The organism is Sphingobium aromaticiconvertens (assembly GCF_037154075.1).
GTDB lineage: Bacteria > Pseudomonadota > Alphaproteobacteria > Sphingomonadales > Sphingomonadaceae > Sphingobium > Sphingobium aromaticiconvertens.
The window spans coordinates 1585210-1603064 of record NZ_JBANRJ010000001.1; the positions used below are offsets into that span (position 1 = coordinate 1585210).

General features: G+C 61.3%; 16 protein-coding genes. 5 read left to right on the forward strand and 11 right to left on the reverse strand.

What is annotated here, in order from left to right:
* The first annotated feature begins 191 nt into the window (after positions 1-191).
* Both WFR25_RS07520 and WFR25_RS07525 read left to right on the forward strand, forming a co-directional pair.
* Positions 192-1043 carry an SDR family NAD(P)-dependent oxidoreductase gene (locus WFR25_RS07520; protein ID WP_336969851.1) on the forward strand — a complete coding sequence of 284 codons (852 nt, stop codon included), beginning with the start codon at positions 192-194 and terminating at the stop codon, positions 1041-1043.
* A gap of 7 nt (positions 1044-1050) precedes the next feature.
* Positions 1051-1986, forward strand: a complete 936-nt coding sequence (locus WFR25_RS07525) for an LLM class F420-dependent oxidoreductase (RefSeq protein ID WP_336969852.1) — start codon at positions 1051-1053, stop codon at positions 1984-1986.
* Between the two features lie 209 nt (positions 1987-2195).
* Here the strand turns inward: WFR25_RS07525 and WFR25_RS07530 are convergent, their stop codons facing one another.
* Positions 2196-3272: an NAD-dependent epimerase/dehydratase family protein gene (locus tag WFR25_RS07530; protein ID WP_336969854.1), complete on the reverse strand. Its 1077-nt coding sequence runs from the start codon at positions 3270-3272 to the stop codon at positions 2196-2198.
* A gap of 262 nt (positions 3273-3534) precedes the next feature.
* Between WFR25_RS07530 and WFR25_RS07535 the strand changes: the two genes are divergently transcribed.
* Complete coding sequence (locus WFR25_RS07535) at positions 3535-4500, forward strand: phytanoyl-CoA dioxygenase family protein (RefSeq protein ID WP_336969856.1); 966 nt, start codon at positions 3535-3537, stop codon at positions 4498-4500.
* Between the two features lie 231 nt (positions 4501-4731).
* Positions 4732-5616, forward strand: a complete 885-nt coding sequence (locus tag WFR25_RS07540) for a glycosyltransferase family 2 protein (protein WP_419723150.1) — start codon at positions 4732-4734, stop codon at positions 5614-5616.
* A 155-nt stretch (positions 5617-5771) separates the two neighbouring features.
* Here WFR25_RS07540 and WFR25_RS07545 read toward each other — a convergent pair whose 3' ends face one another.
* From WFR25_RS07545 to WFR25_RS07580, 8 genes are all read right to left on the reverse strand, one after another.
* Positions 5772-7163 (reverse strand): sugar transferase, encoded by a 1392-nt coding sequence (locus tag WFR25_RS07545; protein WP_336969858.1) that lies wholly within the window; start codon positions 7161-7163, stop codon positions 5772-5774.
* Between the two features lie 49 nt (positions 7164-7212).
* Positions 7213-8358, reverse strand: coding sequence for an acyltransferase family protein (locus WFR25_RS07550; protein WP_336969860.1), 1146 nt, complete (start codon positions 8356-8358; stop codon positions 7213-7215).
* 128 nt (positions 8359-8486) lie between these two features.
* Positions 8487-9764 (reverse strand): cell wall hydrolase, encoded by a 1278-nt coding sequence (locus WFR25_RS07555; RefSeq protein WP_336969862.1) that lies wholly within the window; start codon positions 9762-9764, stop codon positions 8487-8489.
* Entirely contained in the window at positions 9752-11026 is a 1275-nt protein-coding gene (locus tag WFR25_RS07560) for a type III PLP-dependent enzyme domain-containing protein (RefSeq protein WP_336969864.1), read from the reverse strand. Before WFR25_RS07560 ends, WFR25_RS07555 begins: the two co-directional genes overlap by 13 nt.
* The gene (locus WFR25_RS07565; protein ID WP_336969865.1) at positions 11023-11262 is read right to left on the reverse strand and encodes an acyl carrier protein; all 240 of its coding nucleotides are present in this window, start codon (positions 11260-11262) and stop codon (positions 11023-11025) included. Before WFR25_RS07565 ends, WFR25_RS07560 begins: the two co-directional genes overlap by 4 nt.
* A gap of 31 nt (positions 11263-11293) precedes the next feature.
* Positions 11294-12874: an AMP-binding protein gene (locus WFR25_RS07570; RefSeq protein WP_336969867.1), complete on the reverse strand. Its 1581-nt coding sequence runs from the start codon at positions 12872-12874 to the stop codon at positions 11294-11296.
* Positions 12871-13452 (reverse strand): serine O-acetyltransferase, encoded by a 582-nt coding sequence (locus WFR25_RS07575; protein WP_336969868.1) that lies wholly within the window; start codon positions 13450-13452, stop codon positions 12871-12873. The genes WFR25_RS07570 and WFR25_RS07575 overlap by 4 nt, the downstream gene beginning before the upstream one ends.
* On the reverse strand, positions 13445-14434 hold the full coding sequence (locus WFR25_RS07580; RefSeq protein WP_336969870.1) for a glycosyltransferase family 61 protein: 990 nt from the start codon (positions 14432-14434) through the stop codon (positions 13445-13447). The genes WFR25_RS07575 and WFR25_RS07580 overlap by 8 nt, the downstream gene beginning before the upstream one ends.
* A gap of 322 nt (positions 14435-14756) precedes the next feature.
* Here WFR25_RS07580 and WFR25_RS07585 point away from each other — a divergent pair, with 322 nt between their 5' ends.
* A complete protein-coding gene (locus tag WFR25_RS07585) occupies positions 14757-16058 on the forward strand; it encodes a glycosyltransferase (RefSeq protein ID WP_336969872.1) in 1302 nt (433 codons plus the stop codon).
* A 5-nt stretch (positions 16059-16063) separates the two neighbouring features.
* Here WFR25_RS07585 and WFR25_RS07590 read toward each other — a convergent pair whose 3' ends face one another.
* Together WFR25_RS07590 and WFR25_RS07595 are read right to left on the reverse strand one after the other, a co-directional pair.
* Positions 16064-17029 (reverse strand): phytanoyl-CoA dioxygenase family protein, encoded by a 966-nt coding sequence (locus WFR25_RS07590; protein ID WP_336969874.1) that lies wholly within the window; start codon positions 17027-17029, stop codon positions 16064-16066.
* On the reverse strand, positions 17026-17853 hold the full coding sequence (locus WFR25_RS07595) for a tyrosine-protein kinase family protein (RefSeq protein ID WP_336969875.1): 828 nt from the start codon (positions 17851-17853) through the stop codon (positions 17026-17028). Before WFR25_RS07595 ends, WFR25_RS07590 begins: the two co-directional genes overlap by 4 nt.
* Between the last annotated feature and the right edge of the window lie 2 nt (positions 17854-17855).

Here is a 17855-nt window from a genome sequence, read left to right on the forward strand (position 1 = left end):
CGGTCGTGACCAAACTCAAACTCGGAGGCATTGACGCACGCATGAAGTTGGGTGGACACAATCCGGCTGCACACTGGCTATTCTTTTGTTCCTTGGACATCGCCAGCCCGATATGACGCCACTGCCTGCACCCAGAGTTTGACTTTGCCAGAGCCTCGCGCCCAGCTTCGGGGTGAGAGGAGAAGGGCGAAATGGCATCAAACCCAATCCAACCGCTGGCTGGACAGGCGGCGCTGATAACAGGCGGCGGCGGTGGCATTGGTCGCGCCATTGCGCTCGCGCTGGCAGGCGCCGGGGTCGACATCGCGATTGCCGATATCGTGCCCGAACGTTGCGAGGAAGCGGTGGCACGCGTGCGCGCACTGGGACGGCAGGCGCTTTCCTGTCCCACCGACGTGACCGACACCGATCAAATCGACGCTGCGATCAAGGCGGCAGATGCAGCATTCGGTCGGATCGACATCCTCGTCAACAATGCGGGTGGCGTATCCCGCCGCACATTTTCCGAACAGTCGGAACGATCCTGGCGCAAGCATATCGACCTCAATCTCGTCAGCATGCTCGCCGCGACATCTGCTGCTATCCCGATCATGGTACGCGGCGCACGCGGCGGCGCGATCATCAACGTTACCAGTATCGAGGCATCGCGCGCCGCGCCAGGCTATGCGGTCTATGCCGCGTGCAAGGCGGGAATGAACAATTTCACGCGCACCATGGCGCTGGAGCTGGCCGATGACGGCATCCGCGTGAACGCGATCGCGCCCGATTTTACGACCACGCCTGGCCTGTGCGGCAACATCAGCGGTCCTGTCGACAAGAGCAAATGGATGCAGCCCACACCCGAGCAGGAGAATGCCATTGCCCGCCGCATCCCGCTGGGACGGGCCGGGCTTGCGGAAGAATGCGGACAAGCCGCACTGTTCCTGGCATCGCCCACCAGCAGCTATGTCACCGGCATTGTCCTGCCCGTTGACGGCGGCAGTTGGGCATCGAGCGGATGGGTCCGCGACCGTCAGGGCAAATGGGTCCTCAACGAAATCTGAGACAGGAATGAAACCGTTGCTCCAATTCAACATCCCCCTGCCGTTTGACCATCTCGCCGCCGATGAGGAATTTCTGACGATGGAGGCGGTGCGTGATGTAGGCACCGCGATTGAACGCGCGGGCTTTTCGGCCTGCCTCGTCACCGATCATCCCTGTCCTACCGGACGGTGGCTTGATGCGGGTGGGCACCATGCACATGATCCGTTCGTGATGCTGTCGCTGGTCGCGGCGGTGACGACGCGCATCCGCTTGCAAACTGGCATCCTCGTCTTGCCCTATCGCAATCCTTTCATCGTCGCGCGTTCGATCGCCTCGCTCGACCGCTTCTCGGGCGGGCGCGTGACGATCGGCATGGGGGCAGGCTATCTGAAGGGCGAGTATCGCGCGCTTGGCGTCGATTTCGAGCAGCGCAACGAATTGATGGACGAGTATCTGAAGGCGCTGAAGCTCGCCCTGTCGGGCGAGGAGTTCACCTTTGAAGGCCACGGCTATCAAGCGTTCGGCAACCGCATTCAACCTGGCCCGGTGCAGAGGCCCCATCCGCCACTGCTCGTCGGCGGCAATGCAAGGCGTGCCATCCGCCGCGCGGTGGAACTTGGCGACGGCTGGTATCCTTTTTTCACCGTCGGCGGAGTTTCCACTGCTACAACGCGAACGGCGGACATCACCAATGAGCAAGACCTTGCCGAAGCGCTCACCTATATGCACGCCCATTGTGAGGTGGTGGGCCGTGAGACGCTCCCCATTGTCGCGATCGGCAGCATCGTGAAACCTGGCGAAAGCTGGACCCCGCAGATGATCGTCGACCGCGCCGGGCAGTTCGCCGAAATGGGGGTGATCGCGGCGGGCATGAACATTGAAGGCCGCACATGTGCAGAATGGTGCGACAATGCGGAGCGTTTTGGCCAGGATGTTATCGCGAAGCTAGGGGGCGCTGCCTAAACTGATACTGGCGCCCGCGCCAATTCCCACAGATCTGCTGGACAATTGCATCCTGATCGAACCCGTCAACGGTGGCGCGGATGTCATGCCCGACCGGATCATCGCACTGCTTCAGCGGGCGCTTGGGCCTGGCGCCGAATGGCAGTTTTCGAAATATCCCGATTGGCCTCTGAGCGGCAAGAACATGCGGCGTCACCCTCGTCGACCGATCAGGTCAAGCTCAGCATGGCCTCGACCGCGGGGTAGATGCCGCGTTCTATAAGCGCCTGGCGAGTGCCGGCGGGGCGCCAGCCGAGAGCAGCGACACTCTGCGTTGCGTCATAGGTAGCGCGATGGGAGCGGCATCGCCAGTCGTGAAGGCTGGACAGATGGCGATTGGGGTGGCGGATCGCGGTCTTGACTATTCCGCGCGCGAGGTCGGCCAGCCAGTATCGCCAGATAGAGCGCGGCGCGGCACATATCCTGCCGTCCGAACGTGCCTGCATCGCCGCAACATAGTCGCGCGCGGAAAGAAGTGGCGTGTCGGTGATGAGGAAGCTGCGCTCCTCGATGGCAGGTACATCGAGTGCCCGGACGAGCGCATCAGCGGCGTCCTCGACAAGCACGAAGGGAAGCTTGTGCCTGCCGTCACCCCAGTAAGTCAGCCGGTTCCACGCCGTGAATCGACCGACGCCATAATGGATCGGGGAGCTGCCCGCGCCGATTACAATGCCAAGACGCAGGATGACGAGCGGCAGACCTTGCTCGCGGGCCATCGCCAGGAGCAGGCGTTCGCAGGCCGCCTTTGATCGAGCGTAATGATTGCGGCGATCAATGCGCGGGTCGAGCGCCGTCGATCCGTCAATGCGATCGACCGCCCTGGCTGATGCGTAGGAATCGATCGATCCGACATAGATGAACCGGCGCACGCCCCGGCGTAACGCCGCTTCCGCCACTTGTCTTGCCGGCTGAACATCGTTGTCGAGATATTCCTGCCAGCTCCGGCCCTCACCCTTGGCGAGGTGATAGACCGCCTCGACTCCGTCGAGCGCAGCATCCAGCGTTGCTGGATCGCGATAGTTTCCCTCAACCAGCTCGACCCGTTCGCAGCGTAGCGCAGGTTGCGCGGCTTGCGGATTGCGGGTCAGCACACGTGTTGCGTGTCCGCCTTCGGCAAGTCGCGCAACAAGATGTTGACCGACGAAGCCGGTACCACCAATCACAAGAACGCGTCGCGTCTCTGCCGTGAGGGCGGTAGCGCCTTGAGCGCACGCCTCTCCGTTGTTTTGAATCAGCGGCGAAGGCATGGCGGTGGCGCTCTCCTGAAGTGCAAAACTGCGTAAGGCCAGTCCAGCCCGCAGGACCGATCCGTTGAGAATAATACCCTCGCCCGGTCACGGAAGTATGAGAAATCGGGACCGGAATCTCCGGGTTGCTTGCGGAACCAGAGCGTAGCAGATGATTAAGTGAACGGTTCGAGGCTTCCGTGGATGTCGGGGGACGAGTCGCTTGCCGAATGCTGGGCCAAGCCGCGGCATCGTCAAGGATCATCTTATCGAAGGAGCCGGCATGTGGAAGACCCTTTCTCAGAGCTTCTTGAACCGCCTCGGCGACAAGCCGGCACAATTTGCCTTCAACCTGTCGAACATGTCGCTGATCCGGCGTCGGCTAGGGCGGGGCTATAGTGAAGCGCTCGACATGCATCGCCCTTCACTGCCCAGATTGGACGGGATCGATCGGGAAATCGTGGAACGGCTGGAACGCGATGGCTTGTTCGTCACCACGCTGGACGCGCTTGGTCTGTCAGGCTCAGCGGAGATGCTTCGTGCGGGACAAAAGGTGGCGGACGATTGCGCCGAGATCGCCCGGCGCGACGCGCGCGCCGGGCGCGAGTTCATTTGTGCGCCGGCCTTGGCCACGATCGATAACCCGGAGATATTCCACTGGGGCCTCAACGAACGGCTGCTCGACATCGCCGAGGCCTATATCGGCCTGCCGGTCGCCTATGACGGTATGGCGCTCATCTATACCGTGGCGGACGGAAACGAGCTTGGTACGCGCAAATGGCATCGCGATCGCGAGGATCGCAAGATGATCAAGATCGGGGTCTATTGCAACGACGTGACTGACCGTGGTGGCCCGTTCGAGTTGATCCGCAGGATCGACAGCTCGCAGGGTGTCGGCGACCGCTATGCCTTTGAACTCGGCACCCAGGAGGTGCTGAGAAAGCGCCTCGGCGCCGACTATTCCCGCGACATCGCCAGTTGCACCGGCCCTGCTGGAACGGTTCTGTTCGCCGACACGGCGCGTTTCTTTCACCGTGGTGCGCCGGCGCACGACAAGGACCGCGCAGCGCTATTCTACAGCTATTTCGCCAATCGCACGCGGCATCCTTATTTCTGCGAGCGATCGGGATTGACACGGCGCGAGATCGCGGACTTGACTCAGGGCATGTCGCCGCGCCAGCGCGCGAGCGCGCTCTGGCAAGAGGCGCTGCCCGCCTGGCTGAAACTGATCCCTCCGGCCCCGATCTGAACCGCCCCTCTAGAGCATTTTCCAGGCAGATGACATCATCTGCTGACTCGGAAAATGCGGAAAACAAAAGATAAAGAGAGCATGATCCGATTCAGTCTGATCGGATCATGCTCTCTAATCTCCAGGCCGAGGCGGCGGCGATGATATTTGCTTGAAGAACTGGATGAGCGCGCAATGTCGAATATGCAATATGAGAGCGGCAATCGCGATGCCGCACGGGATGTTGGCATAGTGGTGATCGGGCGCAACGAAGGTGACAGGCTTCGCCTGTGCCTGGAGTCGGCGATACGAGTCATTGACCGCGTCATCTACGTGGACTCCGGTTCGAAGGACGGCAGCGCCGCCCTGGCGCATACTCTTGGCATCGAAGTGATCGAACTCGATGCCACCTTGCCATTCACCGCCGCGCGCGGCCGCAATGCCGGTTTCGCGCGCATGCGGGCGCTTTGGCCGGATACGCAGTTTGTGCAGTTCATCGACGGCGACTGTGAGCTCGATCCTCGCTGGATCGACGCGGCACTCGCAGGGATTGAAAGCGACGCGCATATCGCTGTGGTCTTTGGCCGTCGGCGTGAACGCTATCCCCACCAGACGGTCTTCAACCACGTCTGCGACATTGAGTGGGATGGGCTGGCCGGCCCCACGGAAAGCTGCGGCGGGGACGCGCTTGTCAGGGTCGAGGCCATGTTGGCGGTCGGCGGCTATGACGCAGGCCTGATCGCTGCCGAGGACAATGATCTGTGCCACCGGATGCGCCGCTGCGGCTGGGAGATCGTCCGCTTGCCCGATGAGATGACGCTGCACGATGTGGCGATGACGACATGGTGGCAATGGTGGCAGAGAAACCGCCGGAGCGGCCATGCCGGAGCGGAGGCGTGGCATCGCCGTGGCGCGGAAGACCCCAGGCTGATCAAGCCCGTGTTGAGCAACCTGTTCTGGGGGCTTCCGCCATTCTGGTGCTTTTGGCCTGTGCTTTGGTGGCGGGTTTATCGCCGCTCGGACGCGATCTATGCAACGCATATCGTGCTGGGGAAGGTGCCCCATTGCTTCGGACAGATCGGCTTCTGGTGGACGAGCCTGCGCGAGCGCAAGACGCTGCTGATCGAGTATAAATAACCTTTGCCTCTGCGCGGTCGCGCCGGGGGCGATTTCCAATCAAATGGAAATGGAGTTCGAGGCAGCTAATCAGTTTGATAGCTCGGGGCGGAATGTTTGGCTGTGATTTTTCGAATCCACTTAGAAAATTTGGTCGGTACGTGTTGCTATATGAATTAAAATGCTTTTTTGTGATAAATTACATTAATTGTTCTTAACAATATAGCTATATCTCCAGTCAGACTCCACTGGTTCATATATTCCAGATCAGCCGCTATTCTGTTTAATATGTCGCGTTTTGTTTCCGTGGCGCCGCGAAAGCCGCGTATTTGTGCCAATCCGGTAATGCCAGGTTTCAAGGCATGGCGATGCCAATATTGGCGATCTACTTTCCAGAAGAGCATGTCCTCGGCGGTTGATCCCAATGCATGGGGGCGTGGGCCGACCAGGCTCATTTCGCCAAGCAGCACATTTATGAGTTGGGGTAGCTCATCAATGCTGGTGGACCGAATGAAGCGCCCGACACGCGTCACGCGATTATCATCTCGACGGGCGGAAAGTTGACCTGTGTCGTCGGCCTGATCGAACCGCATGCTGCGGAACTTCATGATCCGGAACAAGCGATTGCCTCTGCCGATGCGCTGTTGCCTAAAGAGGATCGGACCTGGTGAGTCCAACTTGATGGCAATCGCAATCACCACCATCAAAGGCATCAGGAAGCCCAGAACCGGGATTGTTATCGTGATATCCAACAGGCGCTTGGAGATCCGACTGGCAAAATTCAATGGATCGCGCGCGACGACAAGTGTTGGAGTCCCTCGCCAATTCGCTACGGATAACGGAGCGATGCCGTCCATCTCGGGAACAACTATCTCGCCGAGAATATTGCTTCCTTTCAGCATTTGCGACCATGCGACCTGGCCGTCGGGTGGGCATACGACGATGACGCGGTCGAACCCCTGCAACAAAGAGCCAAGCTGATGCAGCATGCTGGGATCGTCCAGGTCCGCTCTCAAGCCGATGGCCTGCGCATTTACGAGCCTCATCCCGGCTGCATTTTCGGGGGCCGCGCAATTATCGACGATCATGAGTTCCGCAAACAGGCGGTCGCTCAGGTGGCGTGCCACATTGCGGGCGATGAACAGCCGCTGCAACAACATAATCCATCCGGAACAGAGCAGGCCGACAAATATAGCAGCAAGCGATAGGGAATCTGTCGCCTTGAGCGCGAATATTATCAGAAAGCAGATCAGGGTGCTGCTGGCGAAGGCGAGAGCGGCGCTGCGGCAACTGCACGGCGCGCTGGTCAGGCATCGCGCATCATAGGCCTGATTGTGAAAGGCAAGGACACCAAACACCAATATGCCTGCCAGAAGCGGTGCAGCCACCTCTGTCGGCGTGCCCGTGATCGGCGCGATCGTCGAGCCGACAAGAAAGCCGATCAGAAGGGCGATTATGTCCGCTAGGCACAAAGCAGCAGAAAGGCCGAGAAAGACGTTGCGACTAACCAATCTCGATTGTCGAAGCAGAGAAGTATTCGGCTCCATTGCCAGGTCGATCCGTGACATAGACGTGCCTTTTTTAACTGCTCTTGGAAGAATTGTTTATTGGATTTTGTCAGGTCATTTCCGGTGCTCCCTGCGCAGCGAGCGCGGTGCCTTTGGATGGTCTTGCCTGGGTCTTTTCCAACGGGAACCTTTTTTCGATGAGGTGCCAGCTCAGCAAGCCTGCGATCAGCGAAAGGGTCAGGCACGTCAGTAAATAAGCGGGGAAACCCAGGTTGAGTGTCGCCTTGACCATCTGTTGTATGGGGAAACCATAAAGATAGGTTCCGTAGGACGCGTCACCCAGACGGTCCGTACCGGGCCAGCGCACTACACGCGCGAAGGCGATATAGAAAAGCGCATAGGCAAGCGCCAGGGGACAGAGCATGTCGAAGAGGATGCGCGAGGTGCCGAGTAGATGCGCGGACGCAAACATTGCCAACAGCAGGCCGGCGAGCATGGAAGGGCTGCGCGGGAGCTGAGCGCCGTATAGGAAGGTCACAGATCCGACGAGAAAGAACGGCGCCATCGAGAACCAGACATAGGGCCAGCCGATGAGGATTTCGAACGCGCCGCCCCCTGGTTTGCGTCCAGTCATCTCCAGCCAGCACTTTATTGCGATAGCGCCCAGCAGGATCAGAAGCATGAGCCGGCGACGGGTCAGCAGCTTGCCGACCCCCAGTGCCGCGAGGCAGAGATAGAACCAGAATTCGTAGCGGATGCTCCATAGCGCGCCATTCACGGCCTGTATGGGATTGTTCCGAAAAGCGTCTGCGGGCGGTATCAGTTCCTGCAGCGTGAGGCCGCGCCACAACCAATCGAAAACCGCGCCCGGCGTGATCAGGCGCCACCCCTCGGTGGCGAAGCTCGGAACCACAATGAAGGTACAGATTGCGGTGGCTGCCAGAAACCCCGGATAGACGCGCCGTACCCGTTTTGCGAGATAGCGGCCCGTCGTCCGGCTGTTCAGAAAGCTTTGGGTAATCAGGAAGCCGCTGACGATGAAGAAGACGCGCACGGCGATCTCTCCGGCATTATACTGCCCGTTTAAAAGGAGGGAGACCGGCTCGAACGCCTCGGTCCCGTAATAAAGGGCAAAACAATGGGACCACACGACCATCAGCGCCATCGCGATACGGATCGCGTTGAAATTATTGCTGCGCAGAGCCGACGGCGCAGTCGGCACCAGTTGCGGCAGTGATGGGGGTGGATGAAACACGGCGACTCCCGGATTGGATTTGCCCGGTCCTCACCCTAGCTGGTTGCCCTGACTTTCGCAGTCGAGCCAAGAGAGGAGCGGAATTTCAGGGCGGAACTTTCTGGATGCCAAACGATAGGCCTGCCTCCCTACAGTCCGCGACGCAGACACTGGGTCGGGTCCGATCGTGGAAACTCGGTGCAGTTCCAGCGTGCCAGATCCGGCCCCTTTGAAACGGATCGCGTGAAGGTGAACGAGATGGCGTCGATGGCGCTTCCCGGCATGGGCAGTTGCTGCGCTTTACGGCGCCCATCCGTCCACCCGATGAACTTGCAATAGCCGCGTCCCGCACAGAGCCTCTGGGCAAGCTGAAGGAAGCTGTCGGACCCGCCGTCAGGATTGAGCATGATGAGGAAGACGTCCGGGTCCGGCGGAAGGCTGCGGTCGGGCAGCTTTTCGGCGGCCACCGGCGCATTCGCTTGTTGTGCGAAGGAAGCGGGCGCGGTCGGGGTATCCGGTAAAGACGTCACGACCACTGGTTCTGTTCCATGCGCGAGGGAGAGCATCCCCATCTTTGCGATCCGCGCTTCCCCACCCGCGTAGCGCGCGGCGAATCTACCCGGATCGCCCTGCGCCCCGCGCCACCGCAAGAAGAGATGTGTGTTGACGGCGGCGATCTTGTCCATCTGCTGGCTCCAGACCGGCAGCACCCAGTCCGTATGATAGTGGGTGGCATGGCCCACGCGTGGTTCCGTCCGGCCGCTGAGCGCTTCCTCGGCGATGCGTCGGGCCTGGCTCCATGCCTGGGGCGAAGGCTGGCGGCGTGTCATGGAGCCGTCGCACGTAAAGGTGAACTGGCAGCCGGTCGTCTGGTCGGACTGTTGGAAAATGACACCGCAGACGGTGTGGGGAAAGGCAGGGTGGCGAACGCGGTTGAGTACGACCTGCGCCACGGCACGTTCGTCGATGTCACCCTGTCCCGCCTCATAATAGGCGGCGGCGGCCAGGCAATCGACGGCACGCGCCCAGTCTGTTCCGTTGAAGCTGGGCACAAGAAAGGGGCGCGGATTCGCAAGCCCACCGGGAACAAAGGGGATGCGGCCGTTGGCCAATCGTATCGCCTCTGCCGTAGGGCCATCGGGCACGATGGGGTAGACGAGCTGATCGAGCGGTACACCGACGCGGCTCGCTGGCACGGGCGCGTTGTTCTTCGTCAATGGGGCGGCCATGCGAATGCCGTAGATGAAGAAGCGGGAGGCATGCTTGTTCGCAGTCCCCATTGCCCCCGTAACGATGAAGGTAAGGGATAATAGCGCAAGGCCGGCCAGAATGTGCCATCCCGAGTGGGTGGAACGGGCGCGGTGGATCAACCGGGCTGGATTTGTGCAGGTCTGCACGATCCTGGTCACCCGCTTCAGACCCGACATTTTAGCGCATCATATAGGACAGGTTGCGTCGGCTGGACGTCAGGCAAGAAGCGCGAGATGTCGCGAATCTCGCCATCCATCACCATCAGTTCGGCAGGGGGCGCATGGCTGATGAAGTGTATTGGGCTGGCGGTGAGGCCATAGGCGCCGCTATTGTGAATGGCGATCACATCCCCTTCCTCCAGATGGGGAAGATCGACGCCGCTCCCCAGCCGGTCGATGGAAGTGCAAAGTGGCCCGGACAGATCGACCTTCTCTAACCCCGTGCCTCCGCCGACCTTATGCATGGAATAGTTGCGACGGATCACCATGCCGAAATGGCCGGAGGCGGGGAGGTGATTGTTCATGCCGCCATCGCAGATTGCGATCCGCACGCCGCGCGACTGTTTGATTGATACGACCCGAGTGAGGAAGAAGCCTGCTTCCGCCACAAGATAGCGCCCAAGCTCCAGCGCCAACTGTGTGTTCGCGAAACGGGGCTGGGCGCAGAAACGTTCGATGTCGGGCAATATGCCCGAGGCAATATCCGTCAAGTTCAGGGGAATGTCCTGATCGTGATAGGCAACGCCAAGCCCCGAACCCAGGATGAGTTTGTCCGGCGTTATCTCATGGGCCTCGCAAAGCATGGTGAAAATCTGCAGGAAACCGCGATAATTCTCCACGATCGCCTCGGGCTTCAGGCATTGGGTGCCGGAATAGATATGCAGGCCCGCAAGGTTGAGGTTGGGCATGGCCATGATCAGGCCGAGCGCCTCCGCCGCATCGTCCAGGTCGATGCCGAACGGGCTGGGACGTCCCGCCATCTGGTCGCCGAACCCCTTTGGGATGCTGTCGGGGGCAATACGGACGAGCACCCGTTGGACGCAGCCGATTGAACGGGCAACGGCATTGGCGAGCCGCGCTTCACGCAGGGATTCGATGACGAGCAGGCCGACATTGCCGTGTATCGCGTCCCTTATCTCGAAATCGCGCTTGGCGGGGCCTGTGAAGCTGATGAGAATGGGGTTCCATCCCGCCTCTATCGCCAGATGAAACTCGCCGATGGACGACACGTCGAGCAGGTCGATGCGTCCGTTCAGCCAGGCAAGCAACGCCGGGTTAGGATTGCTCTTGACGGCGTAGCTCAGAGCGAACCGTCCCTCGAAAGCGTCGCGCAATTCGTCGATCCGCTGAGCGATGCGATCGGCGAAATAGACGAAGGACGGCGTTCCGAATTGTTCTGCGGCCTGGTCGAGCCAATCGTCCGTGCCGGGCGGAATCACGCCGCCCGCTCGATTGCGAAGCGGCTGATGCGCGCGGCGGTATCGAAATTCTCCAGCGTCACCTCATCGGCGCGGATTTCGATCCCCGCCTGCTGTTCGATGAAGGCGATGAGATTGATCATCGCGATCGAATCCAGCGCGCCGGACGAGAAAAGCGGGGTATCGTCGCCCGCTTCCCCTTCGAAGCCGGAAAGCGTGTGGAGATTCTGAAGGATGAGGGCTGTGGTAAGGGCCATCGGTTTTGCTCCTTGGGATAAAATGACCGGTTCAGGGCCGAGCTTGGGGCTGTGGCTGGGGCATCTGGGCAGAGCAGGCCCGCACGATGTCCGGACGGGCGAGCTTGCCGCTGGCGGTGCGCGGCATCGGGTCGGGCCAGACATGGATGGTGCGAGGGACCATATAGGCGGGCATCGACTGACGGCAGTGCGCCATCAGCGCCTCACGCGTGGCACCGGGAAGCAATGTGGCCGCGACGTGCACGCTTTGGCCCAGAAGGTCGTCGGCGATCCCGAACGCAACCACGTCGGTTGCAAGGCCGCTGCGATGCACCAGTTCCTCCACATCGTCCGGGCTGATGCGAAAGCCGCTGCTCTTGATCAGGGCGTCGTTGCGGCCGATGAACCAGAGGTCGCCGTCCTCATCCACGCGCACCATGTCGCCGCTGTAGACTACAGGTTCGTCGCCGATCAGGTGGGCAAGTTCGGGGCAGGGCCGAATTTTCTCGGCGGTTGCCTCCGGGCGGTTCCAGTAGCCCTGACTCACCAGCGGCCCGCGATGCACCAGTTCGCCCTGCTCGCTGGGACCGGCAATGCCGGCGCCATGTTTGATGACATGGATCTCCGCGCCGGGAATAGCCCGACCGATCGAACCCATTTTTGCAGCATATTTCTCCGGCGGCAGATAGGTGGATCGGAACGCTTCGGTAAGGCCGTACATCAGGAAGATCTGCGTATCGGGAAACAGGTCAGGCATCCGCTCCAGGATGTTCGATGGAATCTTGCCTCCCGAATTGGTGATCCGGCGCAGCGCTGGAAAGGTGACCGGCGCCTTTTCGAGCAGGCGGATGAGCTGAATCCACAAAGGTGGTACAGCGGCCAGACCCGTGACCGCATGTTCGCGCATCACCCGGACAATCTCGGTCGGCATAGGCACGGGCTGATGAACGACCGTACCGCCCATTAGCATCATGGTTGTTAGCTGGTTGAGGCCATAGTCGAAGCTGTAAGGTAATAGGCTGAGCAGCCGGTCGTCGCGGGCAAGGCCAAGATAGCGGGCGACCGAGCGGGCGCCGGCCAGGATGTTGCGATGACTGAGCATCACGCCCTTGGGCTTTCCGGTCGACCCGGAAGTATAAATGATGGTGGCAAGATCGGTGTCGATCCGGGGAACGGTGAGGGGAGCTGCTATGCCGTCCTGTGCATCCCAATGATTGATGGACGGATCGCCCGAAGGACCGCTGCAAAGGAGGATCGCTGCCCCGTTCAGCGGGGCGCGCGGCAGGGTGCGGGCGACCGCCTGTTCGATGATGAGCGCGCGTGCGCCGCTGTCCTGCGCGACATAGAGGAGCTGATCGGTGGTCCAGGCCGTGCTGACATTGACGAATACCGCGCCGATTTTGCTGGCGGCCAGCATCGCGGCCACTTCGCGGATGCCTTTGCGTATCTGTACGACGACGCGGTCGCCCGGCGCTATGCCGTGCGCCGCGAGGAAAGCCGCGACGCGGTCGACCTCCACAGCGACCTGCGCATAGGTCCAGGACCGATCGGGGTCGATCAGGAAGGTCTTGTCCGGCCGATGCGGGAGGTTGTCGGCGAATAGTTCGAAGACGGTGGTGGCAAGCGGATTCATATGAACGGCCCCAGTCGCGGATAGATTTTGGCGGGCGAGCCGATGACGATGGAGTCCGACGGTACATTCGTGGTGACTGCCGCATTGGCGGCGATCCGCACGCGATCACCGATGCGGATCGCGCCGAGTACCGTCGCGTTCACACCGATGAAGACATCGTCGCCGATCACCGGGGCGCCGGGCCGCATGTTCGTGCCAATCGTGACATTGTGCATGACGCCCAGCCGATCACCGATCACTACGTCGGGATGAATGGACAGCGACCCTTCATTATTGACGATGTGCAGGTCGCGCCCGATAGTGACCCGGGGCGGAATCCATATCTTGGTAATATTGGCCAGGAACAGGTTGAAGAAGCCGTAGAGTTTCGACACGATGCCCCGCGCCAGCGCGCTGCGCAAATCCAGTCCCCAATGGCCAAAGCGATAGAGACACAGGGAGAGGAACGCCCCGTTGGCAAGCGATCCACCATGGCGCCGATAGTCGGACCGGATGACCTGCCATGCCGCGGTCGGGCTGAAGCCTGATTGCGTGGCCGCCGCAGCGCGGGCGCGGCTGTCGGGCAGGGTGTCAGGCAAGGTCGAGCGTCCGCTCGATTTCCCCGACGGACGCGTCGAAGACTTCATTGTTTCCCACTCCCACAACGAAAGAATAATCCTGCCCCTGACGGTCGGTCATAAGCTTGAGGACGGAGACGGCCCTGCCCGGTGGCTGGATCACCAGCGCCCGTGCGGAGGGGGGCATCATCATCAGTCCATGAACCAGATGGCTGCCCTCCACGCCCGCGATGACATCCGCGCCAGCGCAGGCCCGGACGATCGTCTCCAGATCGGCTATCGTTGGATCGAGGACCTGGAAACCGCGCCGCGTGGCGAGATGCTCTGCAATGGTGCGCTCATTACGAAGAACCCGCCGCGCACCGCTTGATCCGCGGAGCAGGTAGACACCGGGATGGCGCGCAGGCTCGCTGCCGATCAGGCGACGACGCAGGTTTGTCGCGCGATCGCGTTTGCCCTCATTATGCGAGCGGTCGTCGAAAAGGATCAGTTCTTCGAAAAAGGCTGAAGTCTTGCGCGTCGGTTCGATGCCAAGCTGGCGCTCATAGGCGGGCTGGTGTCCCGTTGCCAGGGTCGTCGCCACAGGGCGACCGGCCTGTTCGGCCAGGCGATAGGTCAGGCAATCGTCGAGCAACCAGTTGCCGAACCAGCGATTGCCGACCCAGCTTTCATACATGGAAGTGCATGCCGTCTCGCGCGGAGCGAAGCCCATGGGAAAGCGGCCGGACCGGGGTTTGAGGTGGCGTACCGCATTGCCCGCATAAAGTGCGCCATCCATCAGCAATATCTGTGTCAGGCGAAAAGCGCGGGTGGGGGGCTGCGGCGAATCGAAGCCGCCGATGAAATCGCGGACGACATCCTCGATGGAACCGAACTCGGCGCCCCGGATGCGGTCGATCTGACCCGAAAGCACCTTGGCAGGGCGTATGGTGACGATACCCGCCGGTGCGACATCCCACTGGCTCACGGCCTTGACCATGACATCGTCCGGGGTGATTCCCATCAGGCGGCGCAAGCGATTGAGTCCCGGATGGAGGAAGGGGCGTGCTATCCCACGCGGGCGATCTGCTGCCGCATCCCCGTCCCCGAAACGAGGTCGATCTGGCGCTTGAAGAGAAGCGGGCCGGACGTGCAATGACTATCATCCTTGCGGTGGAGCAATGGTTTCCCAGAAGACGGGCTGGAGGGAGCATCGCACGCGGGATGGCCATGGCGTATCCCGCCTATCCGGACCGGAGAGTCCGCAGGGAAGAAACGCTTGGGAAAAGTCCGAATGCGCCGCCGGGTGACGGTGCGATATACTCTGCCGCAGAAAAGGGGCGGCCATGGAAGCGAATGTCTGGCGCGATGCGCGGCTGGTGGAGGACGAGGCTTCATCCTTTGACGGCGACGTGCATGCGACCCGTCCTTCGCCAGCGGGCGTTCCGGTCCGGGCGCGGCTGGCCTATCTGGTCAATGTCTATCCCAAGATCAGCCACAGCTTCATTCATACCGAGATCGAGGCATTGGAGAGGGCGGGGTTGAAGGTGGATCGCTTCACGGTCCGCCGATCGCCGGAGGCGTCGCCCGATGGGGATGAGCAGGCGGAAGCGGCCCGAACCACGGCCTTGCTGGACGGCAACCGGCGTGGTCTGACGGTCGCGGTTCTTCGGAGCCTGATCGCGCATCCGCGTCTGACCCTATCCACGCTGGCCCATGCAGTGAAGGCTCATGGTGCGCAGGGACTCGTCCGATCGCTTGCCTATTTCGTCGAAGCGACCGCGCTGGCACAGGCCCTGGACCAGCGCGGGATAAATCATATCCATGTGCATTTCGGCACCAATTCGGTCGCGGTCGCGCGGCTTGCCGCCCGGATGACGCCGGTCAGCTACAGCTTTACGGCCCATGGTCCCGACGAATTCGATGCGCCCCACAGGCTCGATCTCAAGGGGAAAATTGCCGAGGCGGCCTTTGTCGTCGGGGTGTCGGATTATGGCCGCGGCCAGCTTCTGCGCTGGGCGGATCTGGCGCATTGGGGCCGGGTTCATGTCGTCCGTTGTGCGGTGGCGCGCCATTTCCTCTCGGGGGAGGCCCAGTCGACCGGCGACGTATCGCGCCGCCTCGTCTGCGTGGCGCGGTTGAGCGCGCAGAAAGGCCTGCCCCTGTTGATCGAGGCCGTCGCCCGCATTCCGCGTGAGCGGACCTTCACGTTGGATATCATTGGCGATGGAGAGGATCGCGCGATATTGGAGGCACATATCGCCCGGCTGGGGGTGGCTGACCGGATAAGGTTGCTCGGCTGGTGCGCACCCGATCGGGTTCGGCAGGAATTGCAGGGGGCGAGGGCGCTGGTCCTGCCAAGTTTTGCGGAAGGATTGCCGGTTGTGCTAATGGAGGCGCTGGCGGTCGGGCGGCCCGTGATTGCAACGGCGATCGCCGGGATTCCCGAGCTGGTCGACGACAGCAATGGCTGGCTCATCCCATGCGGATCGGTCGAGGCGCTGGCGGAGGCGATGAACGCTGTGCTGGACGCCACGCCTGAGCGGCTTCAGGCCATGGGGGAGGTTGGGCGCGCGCGCGTCGCGGCCATGCACGACCCGGACATCAACGCGGGTAAACTGGCGGGGCTGCTCAGGCCCTTCCTGTGACCCGGTTAGAGCGTTGCGGGTGGGATCATTCGCATCGATATGGGCAACCGACGGCGCCACATCACCGCGTCCCGCTGACGAGCGGGCAGCGTGCTGGCAAGGTCGTACATGGCGCGACGCGTCATGCCCGTCCGTTCGCAATAGAAGGGATGGCGGGGCGCATGCGCGAAATAGCTGTAGAACAGCGCTGCGCGATCATGGGCTATGGCGGGCTTTCCGCGATGGAAAAGGCGTGCCGTATCGGCGAAGATTATCGTGCCGCGTGTGCCGGTACAGCTGATGATGTCGTGCCTGACATCCTGTCCGAACCGCCTTTCGAGCGTCGCGTCATCGGCCAGATCATAGGCATAGCCGCCTGCGTCGGTCTGTAGCGTATCGCGGCGGGAAAGAACCTGAAAGGGGCCGCCCTGCTCATTGACATCGTGCAGGTAGACGGCGACCTTGAGGATGCGCCGGTCTTCCCAGTCCTGATGCCATTTGCGGGTTGAAATCTCTTTCCCGTCCGCCACGGTATAGTTGATCGCGACCCCGTCATAGGCGGGCGGAAGACCGATATAGGATTCCACGATATCCAGAAGCCGGTCCTCAAGACCCCAGTGGAAAATGCCCGGATGAGCGACGATCTGCTCGGGAGGGACGATCATGAACATTTTGCCGGCTGCCGCCTCGGCGCGGGCCTGTGCAGCGAAACGTTGCGCGAGGTGGAGCGCCGTGTCGATCATGGCGTCGCTGCCTGGCAGATCCAGTCTGTCTATGGAGGTCAGGGCGATGCCGTCGCGGTCGAGCTGCTCGACGATCTTTGCCTCGACCGGGCCAAGGATGGGAAGGTCGGGGCCGTGCCGGTGCAAGGCTGCGCCGTGTCGCTCGCCTAGCCTCATCCGCACGGCAGGGCGGTTGCAATAGCGCAGCGCAGTCCGTGCGGGTAGATTTCTCAGCCATTCGGATCGTTTACTGACGACATCGCGGATCATGGGTGGTTCCGGTGGCGGTTGAACAGGGATGGCTTTGCTGCCGCACTCTCATAGGAGTAATAGCTCGCTTCATGCGGGCTGGAGATCGACATGTTCAGGACGGAGCCGACCACAGGTGTCGGGCTGAGCGCACTGATGGTATCCTTGAGGGCGCGCCTTGGCGTCCTGCCTTCCTCCACGACCATCAAAACCCCGTCGATGATGCGCGCGATCAGCATCAGGTCGTCATGGACCAGCGCAGGTGGAGTATCGATGATGCAGATGGGATTGTTCCCGGCCGTCCTGACCATGGCGATGAGATCGGACAGATGGGATGACGCCAGCAGGTCCTCTGCATTGTTGCGATGTTCCCGCACATGGTGAACGGAGAGGTCGAAACCATCGATCTGCACGGCACTCTGCAACAGGGGAACATCGCCGCTCAGAAAATCATCTATTCCAGGCTGGCGTTCGCAAAGGCCAAGGCTCTTTCCGACCGAAGGACGGCGCAGGTCCAGATCGACGAGAATGGTAGGATGCAGGCGGCTGAGTGCCGCCGACAGATTTACTGCGACATGTGTCTTGCCATTACCCGGTTGCACCGATGTGATCGCAAAGATTCGCATGCCCGAGATTTTTGCATGTTTCAGCAATTGAGAGCGCAGAACCACATAGGGATGCGCCAGTTCATTGGCCTGACTGAAACCGACGATCCTGTTCCGCCGCAACAGGTCTGGATCGAGCTGGTGCTCGACGCCGACAGGAAAGCTATTCTCTGCTTGCGGAAGGTCGATCACGACGGCGGATGGCACGACCGCGGATGGAATGTCGGTGTTCAAGCGCATGG